This is a genomic window from Achromobacter maghribensis (assembly GCF_057334215.1).
Genome location: NZ_JBHFII010000005.1, coordinates 36,724 through 62,467, shown reverse-complemented (window position 1 = coordinate 62,467; position 25,744 = coordinate 36,724). Strand labels below are relative to the sequence as shown.

Below are 25,744 nucleotides of genomic sequence, written 5' to 3'. Positions count from 1 at the left end.
GCGGCGCTGTCCGCCAAGGATGCCTTGCCTTATCTACGTAGAACTGTGTTGACGCATCGCCGCGGCGCCTGGGCGTGCGCCGGCGTCGTGCTGGGATGGGCCTTGTTGATGCCAGCGGCCGCGCATGCGCAGGCAGCGGCGCCCGCGCCGACTTACCTGAAGACCACCGAGCCGCTTGGCGGCGCCTTCGAGCTGGAAGGCTATCCCGAATCCAACCTGCGGCAAATCAAGTATCGCGGCAAGGTCTACCGGCCGCTGAACGCGTACGAGTTCATTTATGTCAAGGCACTGGGCCCGATGCAAGGCGGCCAGCCGATGCTGTTGGCGGTGTCCAACGACTTCATGGGGGTGGGCACGATACTGATCGCCGTGCAGAACGACACGCCGCTTGCGCGCGTGTTGAGCCCGACCGTCGATATCCGCGACCCCGACATGGGGCTGGCGCAGCCGGGGCGACAGGACCTGCTGCTGTTCACGGCGGGGTCGCGCGCGTTGGTCACGTCCACGGGGCAGGTGCTGTGGTTCGAGCACGCATTGCCCAAGGAATATGTGCATTCCATTCCGCTCCTGGTGTCGGTGTCGCCGGACAACCGCCATGGCGCATTGCTGCTGGACAACGAGATCCGGCTGAGCGTGTCCGACAAAGGCCCGTATGCCAGCGTGCCGTTCACCAAGGCGATGCAACAGAACGCGTTCAAGGCGGCATGGGACCAGAGCTATGCACAGGCCAAACAGGCGCTGCACGAAGGCAAGCGTATCGACCAGCGCCGCCTTTACGCCAATCTGAAGGCGGAGTGGGTCAACCGGAATTTTCGATGGCAGCAAACGCAGGATGGCTGGCAGTTCATCGGGCAGGGCCTGAAGCCCGTCGCGCTTGCCGGCAAACCCCGCCAGGAGCGATGACGTGATGCCCCTATTTCAAGGATCGCGCGGCTTGGCGCTTGCCTGCATGTTGTTGCTTGCGGGGTGCGCGGGCCGTGCCGATGTCTACGAGAAACACGTTCGCGCCGAAGACGCCGACCCGGCCGATGTGGCGTTGACGCTTGACGTCGCGTTTGCGCAAGCCCCCGATTACGAGCCGAAGACGAACGAGTACGGGTCGGAAACCAAACGGTTGGAATATTCCGGCTATCCCAGCCTGGACGTGCCGTTCTACCAGAAGGGCGTGGGCTTCGATCTGGGCGTGCTGGGCGACCCGCGCGCGCTGCTGGCCTTGCCATACCCGTCGCCCGCCATTCGGACGACCGCCGCGCAGCTGAAGATTTTTGGCGAACGCCTGGACGCCACGCACTATCGCTTCGTGGTGCTGCCGCGGCCGGGATGGAGCAGCATGAACAGCTTTCAGGTTGCGTTTGCCATCAACGGCCGGCGCGAAGGCATGACGTTTGCCTACAGCCCGAAAACGGTGTGCGAAAGCCGCTTCGATGTCACGACGCCGACATATGGGTTCGGGATGTCGGTTGCGGCCAGCTTTCCGGGCGGCAAGCCCGGTTGCCTGAAGGCCTGCGATGCGCGGCCGGGGTACCCGGGGCAGTGCGCCTTCTTTTCCGGCGTCGACTAGGACGCCGGATCAGCCCGTCAGGTCCTTGACCGCGTTTTCGACCAGGCCCTGCAACCACGCCAGGGCAGCGTCGGCGGGCGCGCGCCGGCTGCATACCATGTCGATGCCAAAGGGGCCGGGGTCCACCTCGGGCGGCAAGGGACGCAGGCTCAGGTTCTGGCCCGCCAACCGCAAGGCGGCACGGCGCGCCAGGGTGGCGATCAGGTCCGTGCCCGCCACCGCGTGCGGCAACGCGACGATATGGGCGAAGGTGCAGGCGACGCGGCGCTTGCGGCCCAGCCGCGCCAGGCCGGTATCCACCACGCCGCGCGCCGACCCGTCATCGCTGGGCGCGAACAGCGCATGCGGCAGGGCCACATAGCGGTCCAGGTCCAGCTTGCGGCCGCGCAGGGCCGGATGCTGCTTGTCGGCGATGCAGACGAACGATTCTTCGTACAGACGGGCAACGCGCATGCGTTTGGGCGGCGTCAGGTGGCCGCCGATGGCGATATCCACGGTGCCGTTGTCCAGTTGTTCATAAATGGAGGCGCGGTCCAGCCGGGTCACGCGCAGGTCTGCCTCGGGCGCTTCGCGCCGCAGCCGGGCGACGATGTGCGGCACCAGGACGACGTCGGCATAGTCGCTGGCGGCGAGCGTGAAGCGACGGCCATCGGCGGCCGCCGGGTCGAAACCGGCGCCTTGCGCCAGCGCGCGGCGGATCTGGTCCAGCGCGCTACGGATGGCGGGCATCAGCGCCACGGCATGGTCGGTGGGCTGCATGCCGTCGGCGGTGCGCACGAAGAGCTCATCATTGAAGACGCGGCGCAGCCGGTTCAGCGCGCTGCTGACCGAGGGCTGGGCACGGTGAATGCGCTGACCGGCCAGCGTGACATTGCGGGTGTCGTACAGCGCTTCGAAGGCGACCAGCAGGTTCAGGTCTACGGCGGATAAATTCATGTGGTCAATAGTACGAATAGTGATTATCGATTTCAACAATTCGAGGGTGCGCTTCTACCATGACCGGCATGGAACCAAAAAAGGAAACCGCCATGCCCACCGTCCTGATCACCGGCATCGAACCCTTCGATGGCGAATCGCTCAACCCGTCATGGGAGGCCGCGCGCCATCTGGACGGGCTGGAAATCGGCGGCGCGCGCGTGGTGGCGCGCCAGTTGCCCTGCGTGATCGGCAAGGTGGTGGGCGTGTTGCGGCAGGCGATCGACGACGTGCGGCCGGATCTGGTGATTTGCCTGGGACAGGCGGGCGGCCGCAGCGACATCACCGTCGAACGCGTGGCGATCAACGTGGTGGATGCGCGCATCCCCGATAACGAGGGCCATCAGCCTATCGATGAACCTGTCGTGCAGGGCGGCCCCGCCGCGTACTTCTCGTCGCTGCCCATCAAGGCCATCGTGCGGGATTTGCGGGCAGGCGGCGTGCCGGCGTCGGTGTCGCTGACGGCGGGAACGTACAACTGCAACACCATTTTTTATGGGTTGGCCCATTTCGTCGCGACGGAACGGCCGGCCCTGCGCGGCGGATTCGTGCATGTGCCGTACCTGCCCGAAATGGCCACCCGCCATCCCGGCGCGCCCAGCCTGGCGCTGGAGGTGCTGCTGCACGGCGTGAAGATCATGGTGGCGACCTCGCTGGCCGTGACGCAGGACGTCAAGCTGAGCGGCGGCGCGCTGCACTGACAAGGAGAAACGATGATGGAAACACTGGCAAGCGCGGACGCGTTTTCGTTGGACGGCGTGGCGTTCCGCCATCGGCGGGTATCGGCGGGCGGCTTGGGTTATCACGTGGTGGAAGGGGGCACGGGCCCCGCGCTGATTCTGTTGGCGGGCTTTCCGCAGAGCTGGTACGCGTGGCGCCGGGTCATGCCGTTGCTGGCGCCGCATTTCCGCGTGTTCGCCGTGGACCTGCCGGGGCAAGGCGATTCGGACAAGCCGCTGGATGGCTACGATACGCGCACGGCCGGTGAACGGTTGCGCGCTTTGTTCCATGCCATGGGCCTGACACGCTATGCGCTGGCGGGGCATGACATCGGGGCCTGGATCGCGTATCCCTATGCGGCGCGCTATGCCGCCGAGGTTGAACGCGTGGTGCTGCTGGACGCCAATATCCCGGGGGTGACGCTTCCGCCTGCCATCGAACTGGGGCCAGACAACTGGAGAAGCTGGCACTTTCTGTTCAATAGCGTGCCCGATCTGCCTGAAGCCTTGCTGGCCGGGCGGGAACGCGTCCTGATCGAATGGTTCTTCTCCCGCAAGACGGCCAACAAGCCGGGCGTCTTCAGCCGGGCCGACATCGATGAGTACGAACGCGTCTATCAAACCCTGGGCGGCCTGCGGGGCATGTTGGGGTACTACCGCGCGGTGGTTGAAGACGCGGCGCAGAACCGGGCGTTGCGCGCAACCCCGCTGACGGTGCCGGTGCTGGCGCTGGGCGGGGCGCAGGGCAGCGCGCCCGACTTGCACCAGGCACTGAAGCCATTGGCGCGCGATCTGCAGGGCGGTGTGCTGGACGATTGCGGCCACTATCTGCCCGAAGAGCAGCCTCGTGAACTGGCGCGTCGCATGCTGGCGTTCCTGACGCAACCCGCCGCGCCATCCCGCGCGTAGCGGCTGCCATCCCCCGGGCGCCGGCTATTTCCACATTGCCTATCGGTATTTGTTGAGGGCCTGCGCCGCACCTATTCTGTTTTTACCAAACAGACAGGGGCGGCACATGAGCACGATGGTATACACGCGGCGGGACATCCTGCCGCTGCCCGGCGATTTCATTTATCGGGCTGACGTGGGAGCCGCGGCATGAGCGTGATGCGCAGATGGTTCCGCCCGTCCGGATGGCGGGCGGGCGTGGGGTTGCTGGCGGGCGTGATGCTGGGGGCAGGGCTCTTAAGCAATTTTGCTGGCTCCGCGCCGGTGCCGGGTGAAGAGGCCAACCGGTATCCGAACCGTCCGGTCAAGATCATCGTGCCGGTGTCGGCCGGCGGCAGCGCCGACAAGCTGGCGCGCACGGTGGCGCAGAAACTCAGCGAAAAGTGGCATCAAAGCGTGGTGGTCGAGAATCAGCCCGGCGCCAGCAGCGCCATCGGCAATGCGGCAGTCGCGCATGCGCGGGGCGACGGCTACACCGTGCTGCTGAGCGGCGACGCCCTGTCGCTGAACGCCTTGCAGCCGGGCAAGCTGCCCTATGACCCGGTGAAAGACCTGCAAGGGGTGACCAAGGCGGTCGTGAACCCGCAACTGCTGGTGGTGCGGCCCGGGCTGGGCGTGACGTCATTCCAGGAATTCGTGGCGCTGGTCAGGCGGCGGCCGGGCGAGATATCGCTGGCGTTGCCCGGCGGCACCGGCAGTTTGCAGCATTTGGCGGTGGAACTGCTGAACGAGCGCATCGGAGCCAAAACCAATCAAATCCCGTATCCGGGCGGCGGACCGGCCACGCTGGACGTGCTGGGCGGCCATGTGGACGCCATGCTGATCACGCTGGCCGCAGGCACCGAGAACGTCCGCAACGGCAAGCTCGTGGCGCTGGCCGTCACTACGCCGTACCGCTCCAAGGCGTTGCCGCAGGTGCCGACGATCCAGGAAGCGGGAATAGCCGGCTACGGGGTCGAAAGCTGGCAGGGTTTTTCGGTGCCTGCCTCGACGCCGCGCGCCATTGTGGACCGGATCAACCGGGACGTAGTGGCGGTGCTGCGCGAACCCGAGACCGCGGCGCTGCTGGAGAACCAGGGCTTCACCATCGCGGCGACCACGCCCGAAGCCGTCGACCAGACCGTGCGGGACGACATCGCGACGTACCGGCGGGTGATGGCTTCTGCCGAAGTGAAGCTTAAGTAGTGCGGTTCCGTGCCATATCGTTATAGGCGCGGGCGCGTCTTCCCCCGGGGAAACGACGCGCCGCATATTGATATCTGAAAGTCTTCTTTGTCTTGCCGGCCCGCGGCCCGCAGCATGGACCTCCGTTCAATGCACACGACAAGACGACAACATGGCAATCCGCAAGACATCGGGCCACGCCCGCACCGCAATCGCGCTGGCGCTGGCATGCGCCGCCGGCGTCGCCCACGCCGACGCCACGCTGGACAAGATCAAAGCGCGCGGCACTGTCACGATTGGCGTGCTGGCCAACGGCGGCGTGTTCGGTTCGCTGGACCCGGCCACGCAGCAACTGGTGGGCTGGAACCCGGAGCTGGCGCGCGAGCTGGCCCGGGGCCTGGGCGTGAAGGCCGAGCTGGTGCAGGTGCAGACCGCCACCCGAACGCAGTTCCTGATTTCCGGCAAGGTGGATCTGCTGATCGCGTCGATGGAGCTGAACCCGGAGCGTGCCGACATTCTGGGCTATGCCCCCACGCCGTTCTTCCGCGTGGGCGGCGCCGCCGCGACCTTGAAGACGAGCGGCATCGCGACGTGGGAGGACCTGCGTGGCAAGCCCGTGTGCGTATCGCAGGGCAGCAGCTTCGCCCGGCCGCTGTCGGCCGACTACGGCGCGGTGGTCAAGGGCTATAAAAGTTCGTCGGATTCCTTGCTGGCGTTGCGGGGCGGCCAATGCGTGGCAGCCGTGCACGATTCCACCCTGATCCATCCGTTGCTGCGCAGCAATCCCGAATGGGCCGCTTATCACGCGCCCATCGCGACCGAGGTGCTGCCGGCCAATTCCGTTGTGTGGACCCGCAAGGGCGAGGCCGACACCATCGCCGCCGTCGACAAGGTGGTGCAGGACTGGCATCGCACGGGTTGGCTGATCGCCACCGAAAAGCGCCTGGGGATCGAGCCGGCGCAGCCCCTGCTGCAGGAACTCAACGCGAAATTCAAGCAAGGCAGCTGAGCCGGGCCGGGTACGGAAAGAAGACATGGCGCTTATCTGCGCGCAGCAATCGGGAAGGAAACAGTAATGAAGACGGGAATGAAAGCGGCGGCCGCCTTGGCCGTCCTGGCCGGATTGGCCTCGGGCGGCGCACAGGCGGACGCGACCCTGGACAAGGTCAAGCAGCGCGGCAAGATCGTGATCGGCGTGGACGGGGCCAGCCCGCCATTCGGCATCCTGGATCCGGCAACCGGCAAAGTCGGCGGCTTTCAGACCGAACTGGGCGAAGACATCGCCCGCCGCCTGGGCGTAACGCTGGAAACCGTGCCGGTCACCGCGTCCACGCGCGTGCAGTTCCTGCAGGCGGGCAAGGTCGACCTGTTGATTGCCAACATCCAGTGGACGCAAGAGCGCAGCGAGATCCTGAGCTACGCGCCCACGCCCTATAACCTGGTGGGCGGCGCGGCGATGGTGTCCAAGCAAAGCGGCATCAAACGCTGGGAAGACCTGAAGGGCAAGGTGGCTTGCGTGTCGCAAGGCAGCAATTTCGCCAAACCCTTGCAGGACACCTATGGCGCGGTGGTCAAGGGCTTGCGCAACATCCCCGAATCGTTGCTGGCGTTGAAGGGCGGCAGTTGCGACGCGTCGGTGCACATCCAGCCGGCACTGTATGAAACGCTGCACGGTCCGAACGGCAAGGAATGGAACGACTTCGAGCTGGCCACGTCCGACTCGCTGATCCCGTCGCCCACGGTCATCTGGACGCGCCGCAATGAGGCCGACACGCGCGCCTTCGTCGACGGCGTGATCCGGGATTGGCTGAAGACAGGATTGTTGGTGAAGGAAGCCGACCGCTTCGGGGTGCCAGGGGACTATCTGAAGCAAGCAACCGCGCAGGCGCAAGCCGGCAAGTTCGATAGCGCGCCGCCCGAGGCGCAGGCCAAGCCATGACCACCCAGATGACCTCAACCCTGTTTCCCGGCGTGTTGTCGCGGCGCGCACGCAGCGCCGAGCTGTCTCCCATCGCCGCTGCCGGCGCCCGGGCGGCGCGGCTGGCGGCCGAGGGCCGCTCGATCATCGTGCTGACCTCCGGCGAGCCCGACTTCGACACGCCGGCCCCGATCAAGGATGCCGCCCGCGCGGCGCTGGAGCGCGGCCAGACCAAATACACGCCCACCGCGGGCACGGCGGCGCTGCGCGGCGCCGTGGCCGACGGCTATCGGCAACGTCATGGCCTGGACGTCGAGGCGTCCAGCGTCATCGTTTCCAATGGCGGCAAGCAGGTGATCTACCTGGCGTTGAACGCCACCCTGGACGACGGCGACGAAGTCATCGTGCCGGCGCCATATTGGCCCACGTTCCCCGATGCGGTGCGGATCAACGGCGGCGTGCCCGTCATTGTCGGCACGCAAGCGGAAGAGGGCTTCAAGTTGACGCCCCAGGCGTTGCGCGACGCGATCACGCCGCGCACCAAGTGGCTGATCCTGAACTCGCCCGGCAATCCGACCGGCGCGGTCTACACGGCCGATGAACTGCTGGCGCTGGCCGACGTGCTCCGCGGCGCGCCGCATGTGCTGGTGCTGTGGGACGAGATGTACGAAGAAATCTGGTTCGGCCAGGCGCCCGCGCACTGGTTGCGCGCCGCGCCCGACCTGGCCGGCCGCACGCTGGTGGTGAACGGCGTGTCCAAGGCCTACGCCATGACGGGGTGGCGGATCGGCTGGGGCGTGGGCCCAGAGGCCCTGATCCACGCGCTGGAGGCCGTGCAGTCGCAAGTGTCGTCGGGCCCCAGCTCGGTGGGGCAAGCAGCGGCGTTGGCGGCCCTGCAGGGCGTGGCGGACGATTTCGTGCTGACCGCCCGCGCCGCCTACGGGCGCCGCGCGCAACGGGTCGTGGACGGACTGGCGGCGGTGCCCGGTGTGCAGGTGCATGCCCCGCAGGGGTCGTTTTTCGCCTGGATCGGCGTGGGCGGGTTGATCGGCGCGGTGCGTCCGGACGGCCGGCGCATCGAAGACGACGGCGATGTCGTGGACTGGCTGCTGGAGTCTGAAGGGGTGGCGGTGGTACGCGGCGCGGCATACGGGTTGTCGCCGTATCTGCGACTGTCGTTCGCGGCGTCGGACGCGAATATCGACGCGGCGCTTGCGCGTATCGGTCGCGCGGTGGCGGCCTTGTCGCTGCCCCTGCCGCTGCCGCGGGAGGCCATCGCATGATCGATTCGGTGTTGCACGCCTGGGTCGCGTTCTTCAAGCCCCTGGGCCTGAACTACAGCTTCGTGCAAGACGCCGGGGAGCTCTCGGCGTTCGGGCATGGCCTGCTGGTCACGTTGCAGCTGTGCGCCTGGACCATCCCGGTCAGTCTGCTGTTTGGCGTGCTGATCGCGGCGGCGCTGACCAGCGGCCGGCCCTGGCTGGCGCGGCCGTTGCAGGCCTTTGTGGAGCTCACCCGCAATACGCCCACGCTGGTGCAGCTGTACTGCGCGTTCCTGGTGTTGAACATGTTGATCACGCAGAAGCTGGGCGGCGGCAATCCCATCACCCCGTTCGCCTGGGTGGTCATCGTGGTGGCGCTGCACAAGGGCGTGTTCCACGCCGAAGCGCTGCGCGCCGGGATCGAGGCGGTGCCGCAGGTGACGATGGAAGCGGCGCGTTCGCTGGCTTTTTCAAGGCGCCAGATACTTACGCAGGTGCAACTGCCGCTGGCGGTACGCTTCGCCTTGCCGGCACTTGTCAACAACCTGGTCGACCTGGTGAAGATGACTGCGATCGCGTCGGCCATCGCGGTGGGCGACGTCACCTACGAGTCCATCATGATCTGGTCGCATCGCGACAACGTGCTGGAACTGCTGCTGTTGATTCTGCTTTACTTCGGCCTGCTGACCTGGCTGGTCAGTCTGGCGGGGCGCTGGCTCGAAGATCGCTTGAGGATGCCCGGCTATGGCCAATGACCTGGCATTGCAACCCAGCCGCGCCCGGGCGTCCGGGCGGTTCCTGCCCGCGCTGCTGCGCGATCCGTGGTTTGGCCTGTTGCTGGCGCTTGTGGCGCTGGCTGCGGGCTGGGCCGTGACGGGGACGACGCCCGCTGCCGTGGTGGCGCTGTGGCATTGGTCGCCGGCGTTGCTGCGCGGGCTGGGCATGAACATCCAGATCAGCGTGCTGGCGATGGCGCTGGGCACGGTCGTGGGGCTGGTGGTGGGCGCGTTGTCCTTGTCGCCGTCGCGGCTGCTGCGGCGCGTGACGCGCGCCTATGTGCTGTTGTTCCGCAACGCGCCCATTCTGGTGCTGGTGTATTTCACGACCTACGTCTTCCCGTTCGAAGTCAATGTGGCGGGGTGGTACTTACCGTTTCCAGACTGGATCAAGGTGGTGATCGGTCTGGGACTGCCCGCCAGCGCCAATGTGGCCGAGATCTTCCGCGGGGCGATCCAGTCGATTCCCAGCGCGCAATGGGAGGCCGCGCAGTCCCTGGCGTTCAGGCGGACGCAGATCTTCCGGATGATCGTGCTGCCGCAGTGCGTGCGGCGCATGTTGCCGTCGTGGATGAACCTGATGGCCAGCATCACCATGAGCACATCGCTGGCCTCGCTGGTGGGCGTGCACGATCTGGTCGACACCGCCACCGTCGCCAGCAATACCGTGGCCCGCAGCGACTTCACCGTCCTGGTCTATTTCACGCTATTGGCGCTTTTCTTCGCCTATTGCTACCCCATCGCGCGTTGGACGCGGTATCTGGAACGACGCCATGAACATTATTGATTCTTCGCCGCTGGTAAGCCTGCGCGACGTGCACCTGGCTTTTGGCGATACGGAGGTGCTGAAGGGCATCGACGTGGAGGTCAAGCAGGGGCAGGCCGTGTCCATCATCGGCCCGTCCGGCTCGGGCAAATCGACCATCCTGCGCTGCATCACCGGGCTGCTGCGTCCGCAACGCGGTGCGATCCAGGTGGGCGACGTGCGCGTGGACGGGCTGAAGACGGAATCGGACTTCATCGCGCTGCGCAAGCGCGTGGGCTTCGTGTTCCAGCAGTACAACCTGTTTCCGCACCTGAGCGTGCTCGAGAACCTGGTGATCTCACCGATCAAGGTGGGCGGGCAGCCGCGCGCGCAGGCCGAGGCCCGGGCGCGCGAGCTGCTGGCCAAGGTGCGGATGGACCACAAGGCGGGCGCCTACCCCGGCGAATTGTCGGGCGGCCAGCAGCAGCGGGTGGCCATCGCCCGCGCGCTGACGCTGCAACCCGAGCTGATCCTGTTCGACGAAGTGACGTCGGCGCTGGACCCGGAGATGGTGGGCGAAGTGTTGACCGTGATCCGCGACCTGGTGCAGGACGGCATGACCTGCGTGCTGGTGACGCACGAAATGCGCTTTGCCGAAGAGGTCAGCGACACCGTGTATTTCACCGAGGCTGGCCGCATCGTCGAGTCCGGACCGCCGTCGCGCATCTTCGGTTCGCCGCAAAGCGAACGCACGCGCGCTTTCCTGCAGCGATCGTCCGGCGCGCCGGCCGCCCGGCATGCTGCGCCCGACCCCATCGCAAGCTATCTGACCTTTGATCCGCTACGTCTGGCGGTGTGATTTCCATTGGAGCCTGACCATGAGCACTGAATCCGCAATCGCCATCGAACGCCGCCAACACGTTCAGGCGGCGCTGTCCGATATCCAAGCCTTGTTGCGTGCCGGTCCCGCGGCCGGCTCCGTGACGCGCGAGCAGCTAGCCGCGGTCACCGCGCGCCTTGAGCAATTGGCCCAGCGTCGTGAACTGTTTCCCGTGTCGGATTTCCCGCCGCTCACGGCCGGGCAGGGCGTGGGCGCATCGACGCGCTACCGCTTGAACCCCGACGATGCGGCGGGCGCGCCGGCGCTGTATTTGAATTCCATCAACCCGGGCAAGACGACCTTGCCGCACAACCACACGACGTGGGCGGTCATCGTGGCGCTGTCGGGCCAGGAACTGAATCGCGTCTACCGCCGCAGCGACGACGGTTCGCAGGAAGGCCGCGCCACGCTGGAGCAAGTGCGCGAGGTGGTGGTGCAGCCGGGACAATCCGTGTCGTTCCTGCCCGACGATATCCATAGCATCCACGTTACCGGGGACACGCCGACGCTGCACTTCCATCTTTATGGTCAGCCGCTGGAAACGCTGTCAGGCCGCATCGGCATCGACCTGGCCACCGGCCAGATCCTGAATTACAACGCCACGCAGATGAAGCCCGGCCAAGAGGTGCGCGCATGAGCGCCGACCTGCGTCACGCGCAGGTGCAGACCCGGCTGGTGCATGCGGGGTCGCCAGCGTTGAAAGACGGTTCCGGGCCCGTGAACGTGCCGGTCGTGCGTACCAGCACCGTGCGTTTCGCCGACACCGCGACCCATGCGGCGTTGAACAAGCAGCGCGCCGCAGGCGATCGCGTGGCCACCTATGGCCGGCATGGGCTGGATACCCACCAGGCGCTGGAGGAAGCGGTGGCGTCGCTGGAAGGCGGCTACCGCGCGGTGCTGGCGCCGTCGGGCTTGTCGGCGATTGCGCTGGTGCTGCTGGCGACGCTGGCGCCGGGCGACCACGCGCTGGTGGCCGACAGTGTCTATTCGCCCGTGCGCAAGGTGGATAAATCGCTTCTGCAACGCTACGGCATCGAGGTAGAGTATTTTTCGCCCGCGCAGGACACGCTGGAGTCGCGCATCCGGCCTAATACCCGGCTGCTGTACCTGGAGTCCCCCAGTTCTCTGTTGTTCGAGGTGCTGGACCTGCCCGCCCTGGCCGCCACGGCGCGACGCCACGGCGTGCTGGTCGCGGCCGACAATACCTGGAGCGGCGGCCTGTACTACCAGCCGCTGGCGCTGGGCGCGAACCTATCTATCCAGGCCGCCACCAAGTACCTGGCGGGCCATTCGGACGTGATGATGGGGGTCGTCACCGTGGACAGCGCCGAGCTGGCACAGAAGATCGGCGTGGCCTACGACGCGCTGGGCTTGTCGGTGGGCGCGGACGATGCCTACCTGACGTTGCGGGGCCTGCGCACGTTGGACGTGCGATTGGCGCGCCATCACCAAAACGCGCTGGCCGTGGCTGAATACCTGGCGCGGCATGCGGACGTGGCGCGGGTGTACTACCCGGCGCTGCCGCAGGACCCCGGCCATGCGCGGTGGCAACGCGACTTCAGCGGCGCAAGCGGGCTGGTCTCGTTTGCCTTCGGCAACCCGGATCCGGCGGCCGCGTCGCGCTTCATCGACGCGCTGCGCTACTTCTCGATCGGCGCGTCGTGGGGCGGCTATGAAAGCCTGGCGCTGGAGGCAGCGCCGGAACGCCTGGCCGAACATAGCTTCTGGCAGCAGGGCGCCGGCAAGCCATCCGTCGTGCGCCTGCACATCGGCTTGGAAAGTCCGCTGGACCTGATCGGCGACCTGGATCATGCGTTCGCCGTCACCCGCGACGCCTTGCGGCGCAGCGCCTGACGCATATGCAAATAAGCCCCGCGCTTTAGGGTTTCTGGCTATGTAGAAGCAATTACAACCTCTTTGTCCGGTTGTACCCGCGGGTACTAGAATTTGCCTTGTTCCATGGCTGGCAGCAGGGCATGACTCCATTTCTTTCGATCGAATCGGTACAACTTCCGTTCTTGTCGCGCCGGACGGAAGCGGTCCGAGATTTTTATCACCGCGTGATCGGCCTGGAAGAGTTGGCGGGCGCCGACGGTCAGCGCCTGCTTTTTTCCCTGGGCGGGGCAACGCTGTCGTTGTCGCCGGTGGCGGAAGTGAGCCGGGCCGTCAAACCCGATTACCTGGCCCTCAAGACGCCGGCCTACGATGACCTGCTGGCGCGTTTGCGCCAGGCGGGGCATCACCCCGTCTGTTCGCTGCCCGACGCGCAGCCGCGCGTCATGTACGTGAAGGACCCGTCTGGCAATCAACTGGCCTTTCTGGGCTGAAGGCGCGCGATGAACTTCCAGCAACTCCGGTCGGTGCGCGAAGCCGTGCGCCAGGACTTCAACCTGACCGACGTCTCCGAAAGCCTGCATACGTCCCAGCCCGGTGTCAGCCGTCAAATCCGCGAGTTGGAGGAAGAGGTGGGGGTGGACATCTTCGTGCGCTCGGGCAAGCGGCTGATCGGCTTGACGCCGCCCGGCGAGCTTATCCTGCCGCTGGTCGAACAGATCCTGCAATGCGCCGACAACATCCGCCACGCGGGCGCCGAGTACGCGGACAGTCGCAAGGGTGTGCTCTCCATTGCTGCCACGCATTCGCAGGCGCGCTACGCCTTGCCCCCCGTCGTCAAGGAATTCCGGCAGCGCTACCCCGATGTGGTGCTGCACCTGCACCAGGGGTCGCCCAAGCAGGTGTCTGAAATGCTGCTGGAAGGCGAGGCGGACATCGGCGTGGCAACCGAGGCGGTGGCGGACTATCCCGGGCTGGTGAACCTGCCTTGCTACCGCTGGAGCCACAGCATCATCGTGCCGCGCGGCCACCCGCTGGAACGCGAACATGACGGCATCAGCCTGTCGCAGCTGTCGCGCTATCCGCTGATCACGTATGGGCACGGCTATACCGGTCGGGCGCATATCGACGAGGCCTTCGCCCGCGCCGGCATCACGCCCGACATCGTCATGACCGCGATGGACGCGGATGTGATCAAGACCTATGTGGAACTGGAGCTGGGCGTGGGCATCGTGGCGGCGGTGGCCTGGGACGCGGAGCGCGACACGCGCTTGACCGCCATCGACGCGCGTCACCTGTTCGAGATCAACCTGACGCGGCTGGCCATTCGCCGCGGCGCCTGGCTGCGCGGCTACGCCTTCCACTTCATCGAGATGTTCGTGCCGACGCTGACGCGAGACGTGGTGGACCGGGAATTGAAGGGCGAGGCCTGAGGGGCATCGGCGCGCTCGCGCAGGCAGCGGCCGAACCGCCCGCCGCATATCCATAGACGCATTTCTACGTTGCCGCGTCCGGGGCGCGCACGTAGCCTGGGCTTCTCTTCATTTCAGGAAGTCCAGGTCATCCCATGAGCACCTCTGCCCAAACGGCCGCGCCGGCCCTCAGCAAGCACACCGAACGCGCACAGGCCGTGCGCGCCTTCATCGCCCAGGTCCGGCAATTGGCGCCTGATGCGGCGCAAGCCACACCCGCGCAACTGGCCCGGGTGGCAACGCTGCTGGAAGCGCTGGGGCAACGCCGCGACCTGTTTTCCGCCGACGCCTTTGCCGTGGTGCCGGGACGCCCGACTTCCATCTACCGCCTGGCCGAGGACATCGACGGCGGCTACGCGCTGTACCTGTCGCTGGGCGAACCGGGCAAGGCACAGCCGCCGCATGACCATACGACGTGGGCCATTATCGCGGGGGTGAACGGCAACGAGCGCAACGAGGTCTATGTGCGCGCGTCCACCCAGGATCCGCTGCGCGACACCTTGACCCATGTGCGGCGCGTGGACGTCGGCCCCGGCAGTTCGATCGTGCTGGGCCCGGGCGACGTGCACACCATCGAACTGGTGGGCGACGAACCGGGCGCGCATCTGCATTTCTACGGCCTGGCGCTGGACCGGCTGCACGGCCGCGTGGTGTTCGAGAACACCGCGGGCGGCACGTACCGGACGTTTTCGCCGCCCGCAGCCATCTACCACGCGCGCCTGTCGCCGCAGGCGCTGCAGGACGAACTGCGCGGCGAGGCCGAGATCGCCGTGCTGGACGTGCGGGAAGCCGGTCGCTACGCCCGCCGGCATCTGCTGCATGCGGTGCCTGCGCCGCTGTGGCGGCTGGAACTGTTGGCCGACCGGCTGGTGCCGCGCCGCGACACCCGCATCGTGCTGGTGGACGACGACGAGACCCAGGCCCATCAGGCCGCTTTCAAGTTGACCCGCCTGGGTTGGACCGACGTGTCGGTGCTGGCCGGCGGAACGGACGGTTGGGAACGCGCGGGCCTGGAACTGTTTTCGGGCACCAACGTGCCTAGCAAGGCGTTCGGCGAGGTCATCGAACATGAGAAGCACACGCCATGGATCGACGTGGAAGAACTGCACGAGCGCGTGGCGCGCGGCGACGATATCGTCGTTGTCGACAGCCGCACGCCTGAAGAATTCCACAACTTCACGCTGCCGTTTTCGCACAGCCTGCCGGGGGCGGAACTGGTCTACCGCATTCGCGAGCTGGCGCCTGATCCCAAGACCTTTGTCGTGGTCAATTGCGCCGGCCGCACCCGCAGCATCGTCGGCGCGCAGACGCTGATCGACGCCGGCATCCCCAACCGCGTCGCCTCCTTGCGCAACGGGACGATGGAATGGCTGCTGTCGGGCCGCGAACTGGCCTATGGCCGCCACGCCGCATTGCCCGAGCCCGGCGAAGCGGCGCTTGCGGCCGCGCGCGAGCAAGCCAGAGACGTGGCGCAGCGCGCCGGCATCGGCTACATCGATGACACCGCGCTTCGCGCGTTCGAAGCCGAACAGGCGACGCGCACGCTCTACAAATTTGACCTGCGCACCCGCGAGGAGTACGAGACCGGGCATCTGGAAGGCTGGCGCTGGGCGCCGGGCGGCCAACTGGTGCAGGCGACGGACGAATACCTGGCGACCCGCCGCGCCCGCGTTGTGCTGGCCGACTGGGACGGCGTGCGCGCGCTGACGACCGGCGCCTGGCTGGCGCAATTGGGCGCCGTCGAGGTCTACCTGTACCAGCCGCCCGCGCTGGCTCCCGTGCAAAGCGGCCCCGAACCGCGTCGCGTGCTGCGCCATCGCCCGGACGCCGTGGGCGTGCGCCCGGCCGCGCTGAACGACGCGCTGCAGGCGGACGAGGCCATCGTGTTCGACGTGGAATCGCGCGCGGCCTATGAGCGCGGCCACGTGCCTGGCGCGCGGTTCGCGGCGCCGGACCGCCTGGCGGAGTTCCTGTCACCGGACGACCCGCGCGTCATTGTGTTGACGTCGTCCGACGGCGTGCTGGCGGGCGCCGTGGCGGCCGAGCTGGCCTGGCGCGGCAAGCATCCGGTCCGGTATCTGCTGGGCGGCACGCGTGCCTGGAAGGCGCAGGGCCTGACGCTGGCGGCGGGGGCCGAGGGCGTATTGACCGGCGACGACGATCAAAGCATCAGCCCATATCTGTTCGATGACCTGTCGGCCCGCGACCAAGGGTTCCGTGACTACCTGGATTGGGAACTGGGGCTGGTGGCGCAGCTTGAGCGCGAGGGCAGCGGCGGCATCCGCCTGATCGCGGCGGCGTAGGGCATGCGCGGGCGGCCCGGTGGCCAGCGCGCGCGCCGGGTTTTTGCCTGATTATCCACGGTCGCGGAAAGGGCTAATCTCTTCTTTTCGCCAGGAGATCCGACATGCCACCGCTACACAACGAAGGTCATCGCCAAGACACCTACACGCTGGGGACCAAATCGGTCAGACGCATGGGCTACGGCGCGATGCAATTGGCCGGCCCGGGCGTCTTTGGCCCGCCGCGCGACCGCGACGCGGCGCTGGCCGTGCTGCGCGAAGCCGTGGCCAACGGCGTCAATCACATCGACACCAGCGACTTCTATGGACCGCACGTCACCAACCAGATCATTCGCGAGGCGCTGGCGCCTTATCCGGATGACCTGGTGCTGGTGACCAAGATCGGGGCCCGGCGCGGCGAGGATGCCTCCTGGATACGCGCGGATGGCGCGGCCGATCTGGAAAGCGCGGTCGAGGACAATCTGCGCAATCTGGGGCTGGACGTCCTGGAGGTGGTGAATATGCGCATCATGTTCGGCGTGCACGGGCCCGAGGAAGGGTCGATCGCCGAGCCATTGTCGGCGCTGATCAAGCTGCAGCAACGCGGCCTGGTACGGCATATCGGCTTAAGCAACGTCACGCCCGCGCAGGTCCAGGAAGGCCGCGGGCTGTGCGACATCGTCTGCGTGCAGAATCAGTACAACCTGGCGCATCGCCACGACGACGCGCTGATCGACGCGCTGGCCCGGGACGGCATCGCCTACGTGCCGTACTTTCCGTTGGGCGGCTTCAGCCCATTGCAATCCGCCACGCTGACCGAGGTCGCGCAGCGGGTGGGCGCGACGCCCATGCAGGTGGCGATCGCGTGGTTGTTGCAGCGCGCGCCGAATATCCTGGTCATCCCCGGCACGTCGTCGGTGGCCCACCTGCGCGAGAACCTGGCTGCGGCGACTCTGGTGTTGCCGGAAACGGAGATCCAGGCCTTGGACGGGATCGGACGCTCGGCCGGCTGATGCGTGTCGGCGGCTGCCGAACGGCTACACCGCGGCCAGCAGGTCGTCGACGTGGACCATCAAATCGCGAACCTGGCGCAGCATCGGATACTGATGCAGCACCGGCGCCCACTGAGGGGATTCCAGCAATTGCCGCCAGACGGGTTCCAGCGCCGAGGGATCTGGCGGCTGCCCGGCCTCCAGCCTGCACGCATAGTCCACGCTGGCCGGCGCCGAAAGCAATTGCATCCGGCTGGCAGCGCTAAGCAGACGCGGCGCGGCGTCGGCCGGCGCATCGCAGCAATAGAGCACCGTGCCATTCAGCGCGGGCGAATCGGTCGGCAGGGCGCGAAGCGATGCGCCGCGCAGGTTTACGATTCCTTGCCGGGTCTGGAACGGATAGACGATGTGTGATTCGGCGTGCGCAAGCAGCCGCAAGCCGCGCTGAAGCCGGGGCAGGTCGGCGGTGGCGGCATCCACCGATGCCTTGGCTTCAATCAGCAGACAGACGTCCCAGACTGGCGTGGCGGCGGCCGTGCAGGTCTGGCGCAGCAGGACGGCGTCCCATTCGCTCTTGGCGCGTTCCGAGCTGGCGGGGATGGACGACGGCACCAGCATCGCCGTCACGACGCGGTAACGCGCAAGGTCGCCTTCGGCGTGGTTCAAGCGCTGGGCCAAGGCGTCCAGCGCTTGGGTGGCCAAGGCTTCGACGGCGGCGCCACGGCGCTGGGCCGCTGAACCTTGCGCGGCGGCGCCGGGGCTTCCCGAGCGCGGGCCGTGGCGGTCCCAGAGAGATTGGTACTGCCGCACCTGCGCATCCGGTGCCAAGGCGTCCAGGCGCTGCAGGCGCTCCAGCGCGTGATCGTCCAGCAGGCGGGCCAGCGCTCGCTGGACGGAGGGGTCAACCACCTTGTCCGGCACGGCGCGCAGTCGGCGCGCAGCGTCACGCAACGCCGTCCAGGACGCCGTGGAGACTGCCGCTTGCAGCGGCGCCAGGGCATCTCGGTCCGGGCCCGGCGCCATGCGTTGCAGCTTGGCGGGATGGGCGATCGCGTTGGCGGCGGCATGGATCTGGCGGCGGTCCTGGTCGGCGACGGCGGACAGTGACGCGAATTCACGCACCTGCGGCGCGCGATGCCGCAGCACGATGGCCTGGAAGGCCGGGTCGCCTTCTTTCGCGCGCATGGCCTCGTGGATCAGTTGGGCCAGCGCGCGCAGGAAGTCCTGCCGGGTCGCGGCGTCCGGGGCCATGCCTTGGGCCAGCGCCTGGCGCGCGTGCTCGACCGTCATGGCAAGCAGGGTAGCCGGACCGGCATTCGGTGCCTGCGTTGCCGCCTCGGGCGCGGACGGCACGCGGTAGCGGCGCGCAACGGTGCGGAGAATCGTGTCCAGCAACGGTGGGGAGGGCGGCAGCGGCATGGGCGAGCATTGGCGGTCAGGCAATGACCGCAGTGTCGCATGAAGCGGGCATCGGCTGACGGGTAGCAGAATGCCCGATCAAGACCTGAGGACCGGGCCGCAAGCCCGCTCCGTCACGCGTTACTTGAACATCGCTGCGTTTTCTTCCAGCACGGCGTCGGCGCATTGCGCGTCCAGATTGCCACCCGGGGCGCCCGCCACGCCGATCGCGCCGATGACGTTGGCACCGGCCTTGACCGGCACGCCGCCGCCCAGCAGCAGGAAGCCGGGGATGTCGGTCAGATTGGCCGCGCCCGGATTCTTCTGCGCGTTTTCCATCATGGTCAGCGTCGGGGTCTTGGCCGAGACGGCGGTGAAGGCCTTGGCGCGGCTGGCTTCGATGGTGTGCGGGCCGGCGTTATCGGCGCGTGCAAAGGCCTTGAGCAGGCCGGCGCGGTCCACGACCGAGGCGCTGACGTTGTAGCCCTTGGCCTGGCACGCGGCCACGGTGGCGGTAGCGAGCTTTTGCGCATCGGCCATCGACAGGTTGCTTTCGTTCAGCACGGCGGCATTGGCGGCGCCGGCGAAAGCCAGGGTGGACATCAAGGTGGCAAGCGAGAAACGGGTCATGGTCTGCGTCCTTTTCGGGAACATTCGGTAGGAGCAGTCAGTGTGGCCAAAACCCGCGGCGGGCGGTATACGCCCGAATACGCGGGCGTCTCCGTAGCGCTACGGAGGACCGGGGTCCAGCAACGTGGCGTACTGGCGGATCAGTTGCGCCAGCGAATCGGCTTCCAGCTTGGCGAAGACGTTGGCGCGGTAGGTTTCCACGGTGCGCGGCGACAAGTCGAACTCGCGCGCGATCTCTTTGTTGCTCATGCCTTGCACGACACGTTCCAGCACCTCGTGTTCGCGCCCCGACAGCCGTGCCAGCCGTTCGGCGGCGGCTTGCGTCACGGCCAGGCGCTCGCGGCTGGCGATGTGGGTGCGCACGGCCGCCTGCACTGCATCGAGGAACACGTCGTCATCCACGGGCTTTTGCAGGAATTCCATGGCGCCGCCCTTGAAGGCGCGACGGCACAGGTCGACGTTGGCGTGGCCGGTCAGCATGACCACGGGCAAGTCGGATTGTTCGGCCAGCCGGCTCAGCACGTCCAGCCCGCTGATGCCGGGCATGCGGATATCCAGCACGACGCAGCCGATGGCGCTGGGAACCAACTGCGCCAAAAAGGCCAACGGATCGCCGAAACCGGCGCTGCGCAGGCCGACGCTGCGCAACAGCAGCGCCAGCCCGTCCCGCACGGCGTCGTCGTCGTCGACCAGATAGACCTGCGGCGAAAGCGCCAGGGTGCGCGCGTCTGTGGCGGTCATGGGGAGGCTCCTGAACGCGGCAGGCTGACGGTGAAGCAGGCGCCGCAAGGGTGGAGGTTGCGGGCGGCGATGCGGCCGTCCATGGAGCCGGCCAGCGTGTCGCACAGCGCCAGGCCCAAGCCCATGCCCTGCGGCCGCGTGGTGTAGAACGGCGCGAACAGCCGCGGCAGCGCGTCGGCGGCGATGCCCGCCCCGGTATCGCTGACGATGAACAGGTATTCGTCGCCTTCGGCGCGGCCTTCGATCTGAATGTGGCGTGGACCGTCGGTATCCACCAGCGCATCCGCAGCGTTCTGGACCAGATTGTGCAGGATTTGCTCCAGCGCCACGCGGTCGCCCCGCGGCCGCGCGCCGGGGCTGGCGTTGTGCCACCCGAGGCGGATGCCTTGCCGGGCCAGGTCCGGTTCGCGCAGGAAGCGCAAGGACGCCACCAGCGCGTCCGGATCCAGCGCTTCACGCCGCGCGGGCGAACTGGGCTGCACCAGGGCACGCATGCGGCTGATGATGTCGGCGGCGCGTTTGGCCTGTTCCGAACTGGCCAGCAGGGCATGGCGCACGGCGGGTCGTTCGTCGTCGTCGTCCAGCAGGCGTCCTGCCGCGCGCGTATGCGCCAGGATGGCGGTCAGGGGTTGGTTCAGTTCATGGGCAATGCCCGCGGCCATTTCGCCCAGCGTGCTCAAGCGGGCCATGGCCGCCAGCCGCGCCTGTTCCTGCTGCCGGCGAACGTCGGCGCGCGAGCGTTGCCACGCCGCCGCGCCGGCCACGAGCAACCCGCTGGCCACGGCCCACGCCAGCCAGGCCAGCCACGGCCAATAGCCGGGCGTCAGTGTGCGGGTGCTGCGCATCTGGAACGGCTGGCTGGCCGCACCCAGCGGTTTCTGCAAACGCATCGTCAATCCGAACGCGTCAGCCGGCTGCTTGTCCAGCAACGGCAAGGGAATGCGGTCCACCGTCAGGCTCAGGTTGGACAGGCCAGGCGGGAAATCGGTGGCGGGCACCAGTTGGCGGGCCTCCAGCAGCAGACTCCAACTGGACGGCGCGATCAACCAATACTGCGCGGTGCCCACCGGCAAGGTGACGGGCCGCCCGGATTGGCGTGCGCGTTCCCGCGCCGCGGCCCAGTCGGGTGGCGCGGCCGTGCTGCCAGACCAGGCGCCGTCGGCCAGATAGCCCAGGCCCAGCAATTGCGGCAAGGCGGGCTGCAGGCTGGGGTACAGGCGCTCGGGCAAAGGCGGATGCGACAGGGCCGCCAACGTGGCGAGCACGGCTTCGTGCTGCACCGTTTTTTGGCTCAGCATGCGTTGGGCGATGCTGGAGCTTTGGAAGAAGCGGTCGTACTGGTCGACGTATTCCAGGCGGGCGATCCAGATGGCGCCCAGGCAGAACAGGAACAGCCAGCAGAAGAGGGCGCGCGTGCGCGATAAGAGGTTCACGCGTGAAATTATGCCCTGCAGCCAGCGCGGACAGGAATCCGTAGGGCTACGGAGGGATCAGGCGACGCGCTTGCCCGGGTCCGTGGCCGCAGCCGCCTGCGAGCTGGCGGACACCGCCATCTGGTACAGCGCCGCCACCAGATCGGACTGGGTGATCAGCCCTTGCAAGGTGCGCGACGCGTCCAGCACCGGCACGCAGTGCAGGCTGTCGGACATGGGGCGCGCCAGTTCGATCACGGGCAATCCGGGGGTGGCGAAAGGCACTTCGCTGCGCATGCAGTCCGCCACCAGCAGGTCGGAGGCGGGAACGCCGTCGACGGTGGCGGTCACGAGCCGGCTCTTGCGCGCCAGCACGTCGCCCTGGGCGAGCATGCCGGCATAGCGGCCGGCGGAATCCAGCACCGGCAGCGCCTGCAGCCGGTGTTTGTCGAACAGGCGGATCGCATAGTCCAGCGGATCTTGCTCCTGCACGGTAACGACATCGCGCGACATGATGTCCGCGCAAGAGACGTCGCCGAAGCGGCGCAGGCTGGCGCGCAGCTCGGCGGCCAGCACGATGTCTTCCAGGTCTTCCTTGCTGATGTCCAGCAGTTCGCCGCGTTGGGACAGGGCGTCGTCCAGATCGGCGCGGCTGAAGCCCAGCCGGGTGCTGGGGACGGCGTCGCGGGTGTGGTGGCCGGGGGCCGGGTCGGCGTGGCGGCGGGGATAGTTGCGCTTGAGCGCGCCATTGAACGCCACGGCGATGCACAACAGGATCAGGGAATTCAATCCCACCGGCCACAGCGCGAAGCCGTAGCCCAGGCTGGCGACGGAGGGGCCGCCCAACACCGCGGTCAACGCGACGGCGCCGCTGGGCGGATGCAGGCACCGCAGGCTGAACATGGCGCCGATGGCCAGCGCCACCGCGACGGCGGCAGCCACGCCCGGCACCGGAATCATCTGCGCGCAGAACACGCCGATCAGGGAGGACACCAGATTGCCCGCCAGGATGGACCAGGGTTGGGCCAGCGGGCTGGCGGGCGCGGCGAACAGCAGCACGGCGGATGCGCCCATCGGGGCAATGAACCACGGGTTGGCACTGCCCAGCGCGTGGCGGCCCACCCATTCCGTGCAGAACAGCCCGACAAGCGCGCCCACGGCGCCATACAGCTTCTCGCGCCGGTTGACGCCGACAGGCGCCGGCGCGAACGCGCTCAGCCAGCGCTTGATTGCCACACCCAAAACGATCTCCTTGCGTGCCTTAAATATGTCGGGGGACGACAATTTATCACGCGGCGGTGGCGCGCCGCGAGTCGTGGGCGGGGGGATTCAGGCGGGGTCGTCGCCGATGCGAGTCAGCAAGCGCGCCAGCAAGGGCCGCATGGCGCGCAGTTCTTCCAGATGCGAGGCGGACAGGCTTTCCAGCACGCGTTCGGCTTTGGGGGTCAGCACGACTTCAACGCGCCGGCCGTCTTCAGGATCGGTCTCGCGGCTGACGAGATCCTGGCGGGCCAGGCGGCCGACCAGTTCAGCCGCCGTGTGCGGGCGGATCAACAGGCGGTCCGCAATTTCGCCCACGTACAGGCCGCGCCGGCCAGACGGGCTTTTGCGGGTGCCCTTGATGGCCAGCAAGGTCTGGTGCTGCTGCGGGGTCAATGCCAATTCCGCGGCGGCCCCTTCACTGAAGGCCGCGAATGTGCGCAACGCGTAGCGGAAGTCGGCCAGCAGTTCGTAATCAGCGGGCGACAGCGGAGTGGGGGACGGAGAGGTTTTCACCCTCCGATTCTAATATATGTCGCTATACGATATAAATGATCTGGCGCAAGCCCAGGCGCTTTCTTCGTGGTGGTTTCTTGAATTCCCGTATCGACGCACGCTGGCGCGCGCCGGCTGCGCGACGAAAGCGAACGCATGGCGTATTTCCGCCGCGCCTCGTGACGGCGTTGGCGTTATCCGCCGCCGCTTGCCGCCCGTAGTTCCCACAGCACGTCCAGCACGTGGCGGGTCGCCTGTTCCACCTTTTCCGCACGGTGCGCGATGCCCAGCGGGCGCCATAGCGCGGGCCGCAGCGGGCGCATCACGATGCGCGGATCGGGTTGCGGCGCGGTAGCCTCGTGCGGCAGCAGCGTGGCCCCGTAGCCGGCGGCCACCAGACTCTTGATCGCGTCGTTGTAGTTCAACTGGATGCGGGCACGCGGGTTCAGGCCGGCGCCGGCGAACCATTCGCCGGTCTGGCGCGACAGCCGTGTCGTGGCGTCGTTCAGGATCAGCGGGCGGTCCGTCAGCCAGGCCGGCGTGACGCGCGCCGGCGCAGGCCAACTGGCGGGCAGGAAAGCCATGACCGGGTCGCGGCGCCAGGGCTTGAGCACCAGGCCGTCCAGAGGCGGTTGCGGCAGCGCCACCAGCCCGACGTCCAGCGTGCCGTCATGCAGCCGCTGCAACGTTTCCTGAGAGGTCAGCACCGCGACTTGCACGTCGATGCCGGGGTGATGGCGGCCCAGCGACTCCAGCGCCTGTGGCAGCAGATGGGCGATGGCGCCGGTGGACGCGCCCAGCCGCACGCGGCCGGACAGGCCCTGCACCTGCCGCTGCACGTCGTCCAGGGCCTGGTCGGCCTCGGCCAGCAGGCGGCGCGCGCGTTCCAGCAGCGTGTCGCCGATGGAGGTGGGCCGCACCTGGCCCCGCTTGCGGGTCAGCAGCGGAGCGCCGATGCGGGCCTCCAGGTCGGCCACGTGCAGGCTGACGGTGGGGGGCGCCAGATGCAGCGCGCGGGCGGCGTCCGCGAAAGAGCCCAGGTCGGCAATGGCCACCAGGGTGCGCAAGCGGTCCAGGCTGATTTCGCGCATCGGCTTATCGTTCAGTAAACATGACGTTGATGGTCATGATATTCGACTTTTCTTATGTTGGCCTCCGCCCGATGATACGGACTTGTCACCCCCCATCCTCACCTCCCGAACGGGACGGAGCACGCCATGACCCATCCTCTTGTTTTCATCGACGGCGACCAAGGCACGACGGGCCTGCAGATTCATGAACGGTTGCACGGCCGGACCGATCTGCGCCTGCTGACGCTGCCTGAGGCCGAGCGCAAGGACCCGCAGCGCCGCGCCGAAGCGATCAACGCCAGCGACGTAGCCATCCTTTGCCTGCCCGACGAGGCGGCGCGCCAGGCGGCGGCCTCCGTCGTCAACCCCTCGGTGCGCGTGATCGACGCCAGTTCGGCGCATCGCACGACGCCGGGCTGGGTGTATGGCTTTCCGGAAATGGACGCCGCGCAAGCGGACAAGATCGCCCAGGCCAAGCGCGTCACCAACCCGGGGTGCTATCCGACCGGGGCCATTGCCTTGCTGCGCCCGTTGATCCACGCCGGACTGATGCCGGCCGACTACCCGGCCGTGGTGCACGCGGTATCGGGCTATTCGGGCGGCGGCCGCGCCAGCGTGGAGGCCTATGAAGGACCGGACGGCGCGAAAGGTCCGGCCTTCCAGCTGTACGGGCTGGGCCTGGCGCACAAGCACACGCCGGAGATCGAGGCGCACGCCGGGCTGACGCAACGGCCCGTGTTCGTGCCGGCGTACGGGGCGTTCCGCCAAGGCATCGTGCTGACGATTGCGCTGCATTTGCGCCTGTTGCCGGCAGGCGTCACGCGCCAGCGGCTGCATGATTGCCTGCAACGGCACTACGCCGGCACGTCGCACGTGCAGGTAGTGGACAACCAGGAAGCCCAGGGCCACACCCATCTGGATCCGCAGGCGCTCAATGGCACCAACGACTTGCGCCTGGCCGTCTACGGTAACGAGGCGCATGGCCAGGTGCTGCTGACCGCGGTGTTCGACAACCTGGGCAAGGGCGCGTCCGGCGCGGCAGTGCAGAACCTGGACCTGATGCTGGCCGCATAGTCTTGTCCTGCGGCAGGCGGACCGCGTTCATGACGCCGCCGAATTGAAAAACGCCTGCCGAGGGCAGGCGTCGTGCGCAAAGCGGGAACCCTCGCGTGCTAGGCGTAAATGGACGGGCGTCCATCGCCTCGGGTGCC

The 25,744-nt window shown here is 67.5% G+C and carries 26 protein-coding genes; 18 read left to right on the top strand and 8 right to left on the bottom strand.

Features of this window, described 5'->3' with window-relative positions:
• Nucleotides 1–48 precede the first annotated feature (48 nt).
• Nucleotides 49–903, top strand: a complete 855-nt coding sequence (locus tag ACE039_RS01795) for a hypothetical protein (RefSeq protein WP_310027940.1) — start codon at nt 49–51, stop codon at nt 901–903.
• Nucleotides 904–907: 4 nt separating this feature from the next.
• Nucleotides 908–1,561 carry a hypothetical protein gene (locus ACE039_RS01790; RefSeq protein WP_485821526.1) on the top strand — a complete coding sequence of 218 codons (654 nt, stop codon included), beginning with the start codon at nt 908–910 and terminating at the stop codon, nt 1,559–1,561.
• Between the two features lie 9 nt (nt 1,562–1,570).
• Here ACE039_RS01790 and ACE039_RS01785 read toward each other — a convergent pair whose 3' ends face one another.
• Nucleotides 1,571–2,497, bottom strand: coding sequence for a LysR family transcriptional regulator (locus ACE039_RS01785; protein WP_485821525.1), 927 nt, complete (start codon nt 2,495–2,497; stop codon nt 1,571–1,573).
• Between the two features lie 92 nt (nt 2,498–2,589).
• Here ACE039_RS01785 and pcp point away from each other — a divergent pair, with 92 nt between their 5' ends.
• From pcp to ACE039_RS01710, 15 genes are all read left to right on the top strand, one after another.
• Complete coding sequence (pcp, locus tag ACE039_RS01780; RefSeq protein WP_485821524.1) at nt 2,590–3,237, top strand: pyroglutamyl-peptidase I; 648 nt, start codon at nt 2,590–2,592, stop codon at nt 3,235–3,237.
• A 15-nt stretch (nt 3,238–3,252) separates the two neighbouring features.
• Nucleotides 3,253–4,164: an alpha/beta fold hydrolase gene (locus ACE039_RS01775; protein ID WP_485821645.1), complete on the top strand. Its 912-nt coding sequence runs from the start codon at nt 3,253–3,255 to the stop codon at nt 4,162–4,164.
• Nucleotides 4,165–4,353: 189 nt separating this feature from the next.
• Nucleotides 4,354–5,388: a tripartite tricarboxylate transporter substrate binding protein gene (locus tag ACE039_RS01770; protein WP_485821523.1), complete on the top strand. Its 1,035-nt coding sequence runs from the start codon at nt 4,354–4,356 to the stop codon at nt 5,386–5,388.
• 151 nt (nt 5,389–5,539) lie between these two features.
• The gene (locus ACE039_RS01765; RefSeq protein WP_485821522.1) at nt 5,540–6,376 is read left to right on the top strand and encodes a transporter substrate-binding domain-containing protein; all 837 of its coding nucleotides are present in this window, start codon (nt 5,540–5,542) and stop codon (nt 6,374–6,376) included.
• A 66-nt stretch (nt 6,377–6,442) separates the two neighbouring features.
• Complete coding sequence (locus ACE039_RS01760; protein ID WP_485821521.1) at nt 6,443–7,306, top strand: transporter substrate-binding domain-containing protein; 864 nt, start codon at nt 6,443–6,445, stop codon at nt 7,304–7,306.
• 8 nt (nt 7,307–7,314) lie between these two features.
• Nucleotides 7,315–8,568 carry an aminotransferase class I/II-fold pyridoxal phosphate-dependent enzyme gene (locus tag ACE039_RS01755; RefSeq protein WP_485821644.1) on the top strand — a complete coding sequence of 418 codons (1,254 nt, stop codon included), beginning with the start codon at nt 7,315–7,317 and terminating at the stop codon, nt 8,566–8,568.
• Nucleotides 8,565–9,302 (top strand): amino acid ABC transporter permease, encoded by a 738-nt coding sequence (locus ACE039_RS01750; protein WP_105557268.1) that lies wholly within the window; start codon nt 8,565–8,567, stop codon nt 9,300–9,302. The genes ACE039_RS01755 and ACE039_RS01750 overlap by 4 nt, the downstream gene beginning before the upstream one ends.
• Nucleotides 9,292–10,110, top strand: coding sequence for an amino acid ABC transporter permease (locus ACE039_RS01745; RefSeq protein ID WP_485821520.1), 819 nt, complete (start codon nt 9,292–9,294; stop codon nt 10,108–10,110). The genes ACE039_RS01750 and ACE039_RS01745 overlap by 11 nt, the downstream gene beginning before the upstream one ends.
• On the top strand, nt 10,097–10,927 hold the full coding sequence (locus ACE039_RS01740; RefSeq protein ID WP_313460350.1) for an amino acid ABC transporter ATP-binding protein: 831 nt from the start codon (nt 10,097–10,099) through the stop codon (nt 10,925–10,927). The genes ACE039_RS01745 and ACE039_RS01740 overlap by 14 nt, the downstream gene beginning before the upstream one ends.
• A 19-nt stretch (nt 10,928–10,946) precedes the next feature.
• A complete protein-coding gene (locus ACE039_RS01735) occupies nt 10,947–11,585 on the top strand; it encodes a cysteine dioxygenase family protein (protein ID WP_485821519.1) in 639 nt (212 codons plus the stop codon).
• Nucleotides 11,582–12,802 carry a cystathionine beta-lyase gene (gene metC, locus ACE039_RS01730; protein ID WP_485821518.1) on the top strand — a complete coding sequence of 407 codons (1,221 nt, stop codon included), beginning with the start codon at nt 11,582–11,584 and terminating at the stop codon, nt 12,800–12,802. Before ACE039_RS01735 ends, metC begins: the two co-directional genes overlap by 4 nt.
• 122 nt (nt 12,803–12,924) lie before the next feature.
• Complete coding sequence (locus ACE039_RS01725; RefSeq protein ID WP_448712806.1) at nt 12,925–13,275, top strand: VOC family protein; 351 nt, start codon at nt 12,925–12,927, stop codon at nt 13,273–13,275.
• 9 nt (nt 13,276–13,284) lie between these two features.
• Nucleotides 13,285–14,214 (top strand): CysB family HTH-type transcriptional regulator, encoded by a 930-nt coding sequence (locus ACE039_RS01720; RefSeq protein WP_448712804.1) that lies wholly within the window; start codon nt 13,285–13,287, stop codon nt 14,212–14,214.
• A gap of 134 nt (nt 14,215–14,348) precedes the next feature.
• A complete protein-coding gene (locus tag ACE039_RS01715; protein ID WP_485821517.1) occupies nt 14,349–16,556 on the top strand; it encodes a rhodanese-like domain-containing protein in 2,208 nt (735 codons plus the stop codon).
• Between the two features lie 104 nt (nt 16,557–16,660).
• On the top strand, nt 16,661–17,548 hold the full coding sequence (locus tag ACE039_RS01710; RefSeq protein ID WP_485821516.1) for an aldo/keto reductase family oxidoreductase: 888 nt from the start codon (nt 16,661–16,663) through the stop codon (nt 17,546–17,548).
• A gap of 24 nt (nt 17,549–17,572) precedes the next feature.
• On the opposite strand, the gene ACE039_RS01705 is transcribed toward ACE039_RS01710, so the two are convergent.
• The 7 genes from ACE039_RS01705 to ACE039_RS01675 all read right to left on the bottom strand — a co-directional run bounded on the left by ACE039_RS01705 (nt 17,573) and on the right by ACE039_RS01675 (nt 24,554).
• Nucleotides 17,573–18,946: a 3-deoxy-D-arabino-heptulosonate 7-phosphate synthase gene (locus ACE039_RS01705; RefSeq protein WP_485821515.1), complete on the bottom strand. Its 1,374-nt coding sequence runs from the start codon at nt 18,944–18,946 to the stop codon at nt 17,573–17,575.
• 120 nt (nt 18,947–19,066) lie between these two features.
• Nucleotides 19,067–19,555: a GlcG/HbpS family heme-binding protein gene (locus tag ACE039_RS01700; RefSeq protein WP_313460332.1), complete on the bottom strand. Its 489-nt coding sequence runs from the start codon at nt 19,553–19,555 to the stop codon at nt 19,067–19,069.
• A 99-nt stretch (nt 19,556–19,654) separates the two neighbouring features.
• Nucleotides 19,655–20,296, bottom strand: a complete 642-nt coding sequence (locus ACE039_RS01695) for a response regulator transcription factor (protein ID WP_105557278.1) — start codon at nt 20,294–20,296, stop codon at nt 19,655–19,657.
• Nucleotides 20,293–21,729, bottom strand: coding sequence for a sensor histidine kinase (locus tag ACE039_RS01690; protein ID WP_485811536.1), 1,437 nt, complete (start codon nt 21,727–21,729; stop codon nt 20,293–20,295). Before ACE039_RS01690 ends, ACE039_RS01695 begins: the two co-directional genes overlap by 4 nt.
• Nucleotides 21,730–21,786: 57 nt before the next feature.
• A complete protein-coding gene (locus ACE039_RS01685) occupies nt 21,787–22,950 on the bottom strand; it encodes an HPP family protein (protein ID WP_485821514.1) in 1,164 nt (387 codons plus the stop codon).
• 87 nt (nt 22,951–23,037) lie between these two features.
• Nucleotides 23,038–23,484 (bottom strand): MarR family winged helix-turn-helix transcriptional regulator, encoded by a 447-nt coding sequence (locus ACE039_RS01680; RefSeq protein WP_448712792.1) that lies wholly within the window; start codon nt 23,482–23,484, stop codon nt 23,038–23,040.
• 173 nt (nt 23,485–23,657) lie between these two features.
• Nucleotides 23,658–24,554, bottom strand: a complete 897-nt coding sequence (locus tag ACE039_RS01675; protein ID WP_485821513.1) for a LysR family transcriptional regulator — start codon at nt 24,552–24,554, stop codon at nt 23,658–23,660.
• Nucleotides 24,555–24,680: 126 nt separating this feature from the next.
• Here ACE039_RS01675 and argC point away from each other — a divergent pair, with 126 nt between their 5' ends.
• Nucleotides 24,681–25,607, top strand: a complete 927-nt coding sequence (gene argC / locus ACE039_RS01670) for an N-acetyl-gamma-glutamyl-phosphate reductase (RefSeq protein ID WP_485821512.1) — start codon at nt 24,681–24,683, stop codon at nt 25,605–25,607.
• Nucleotides 25,608–25,744 lie beyond the last annotated feature (137 nt).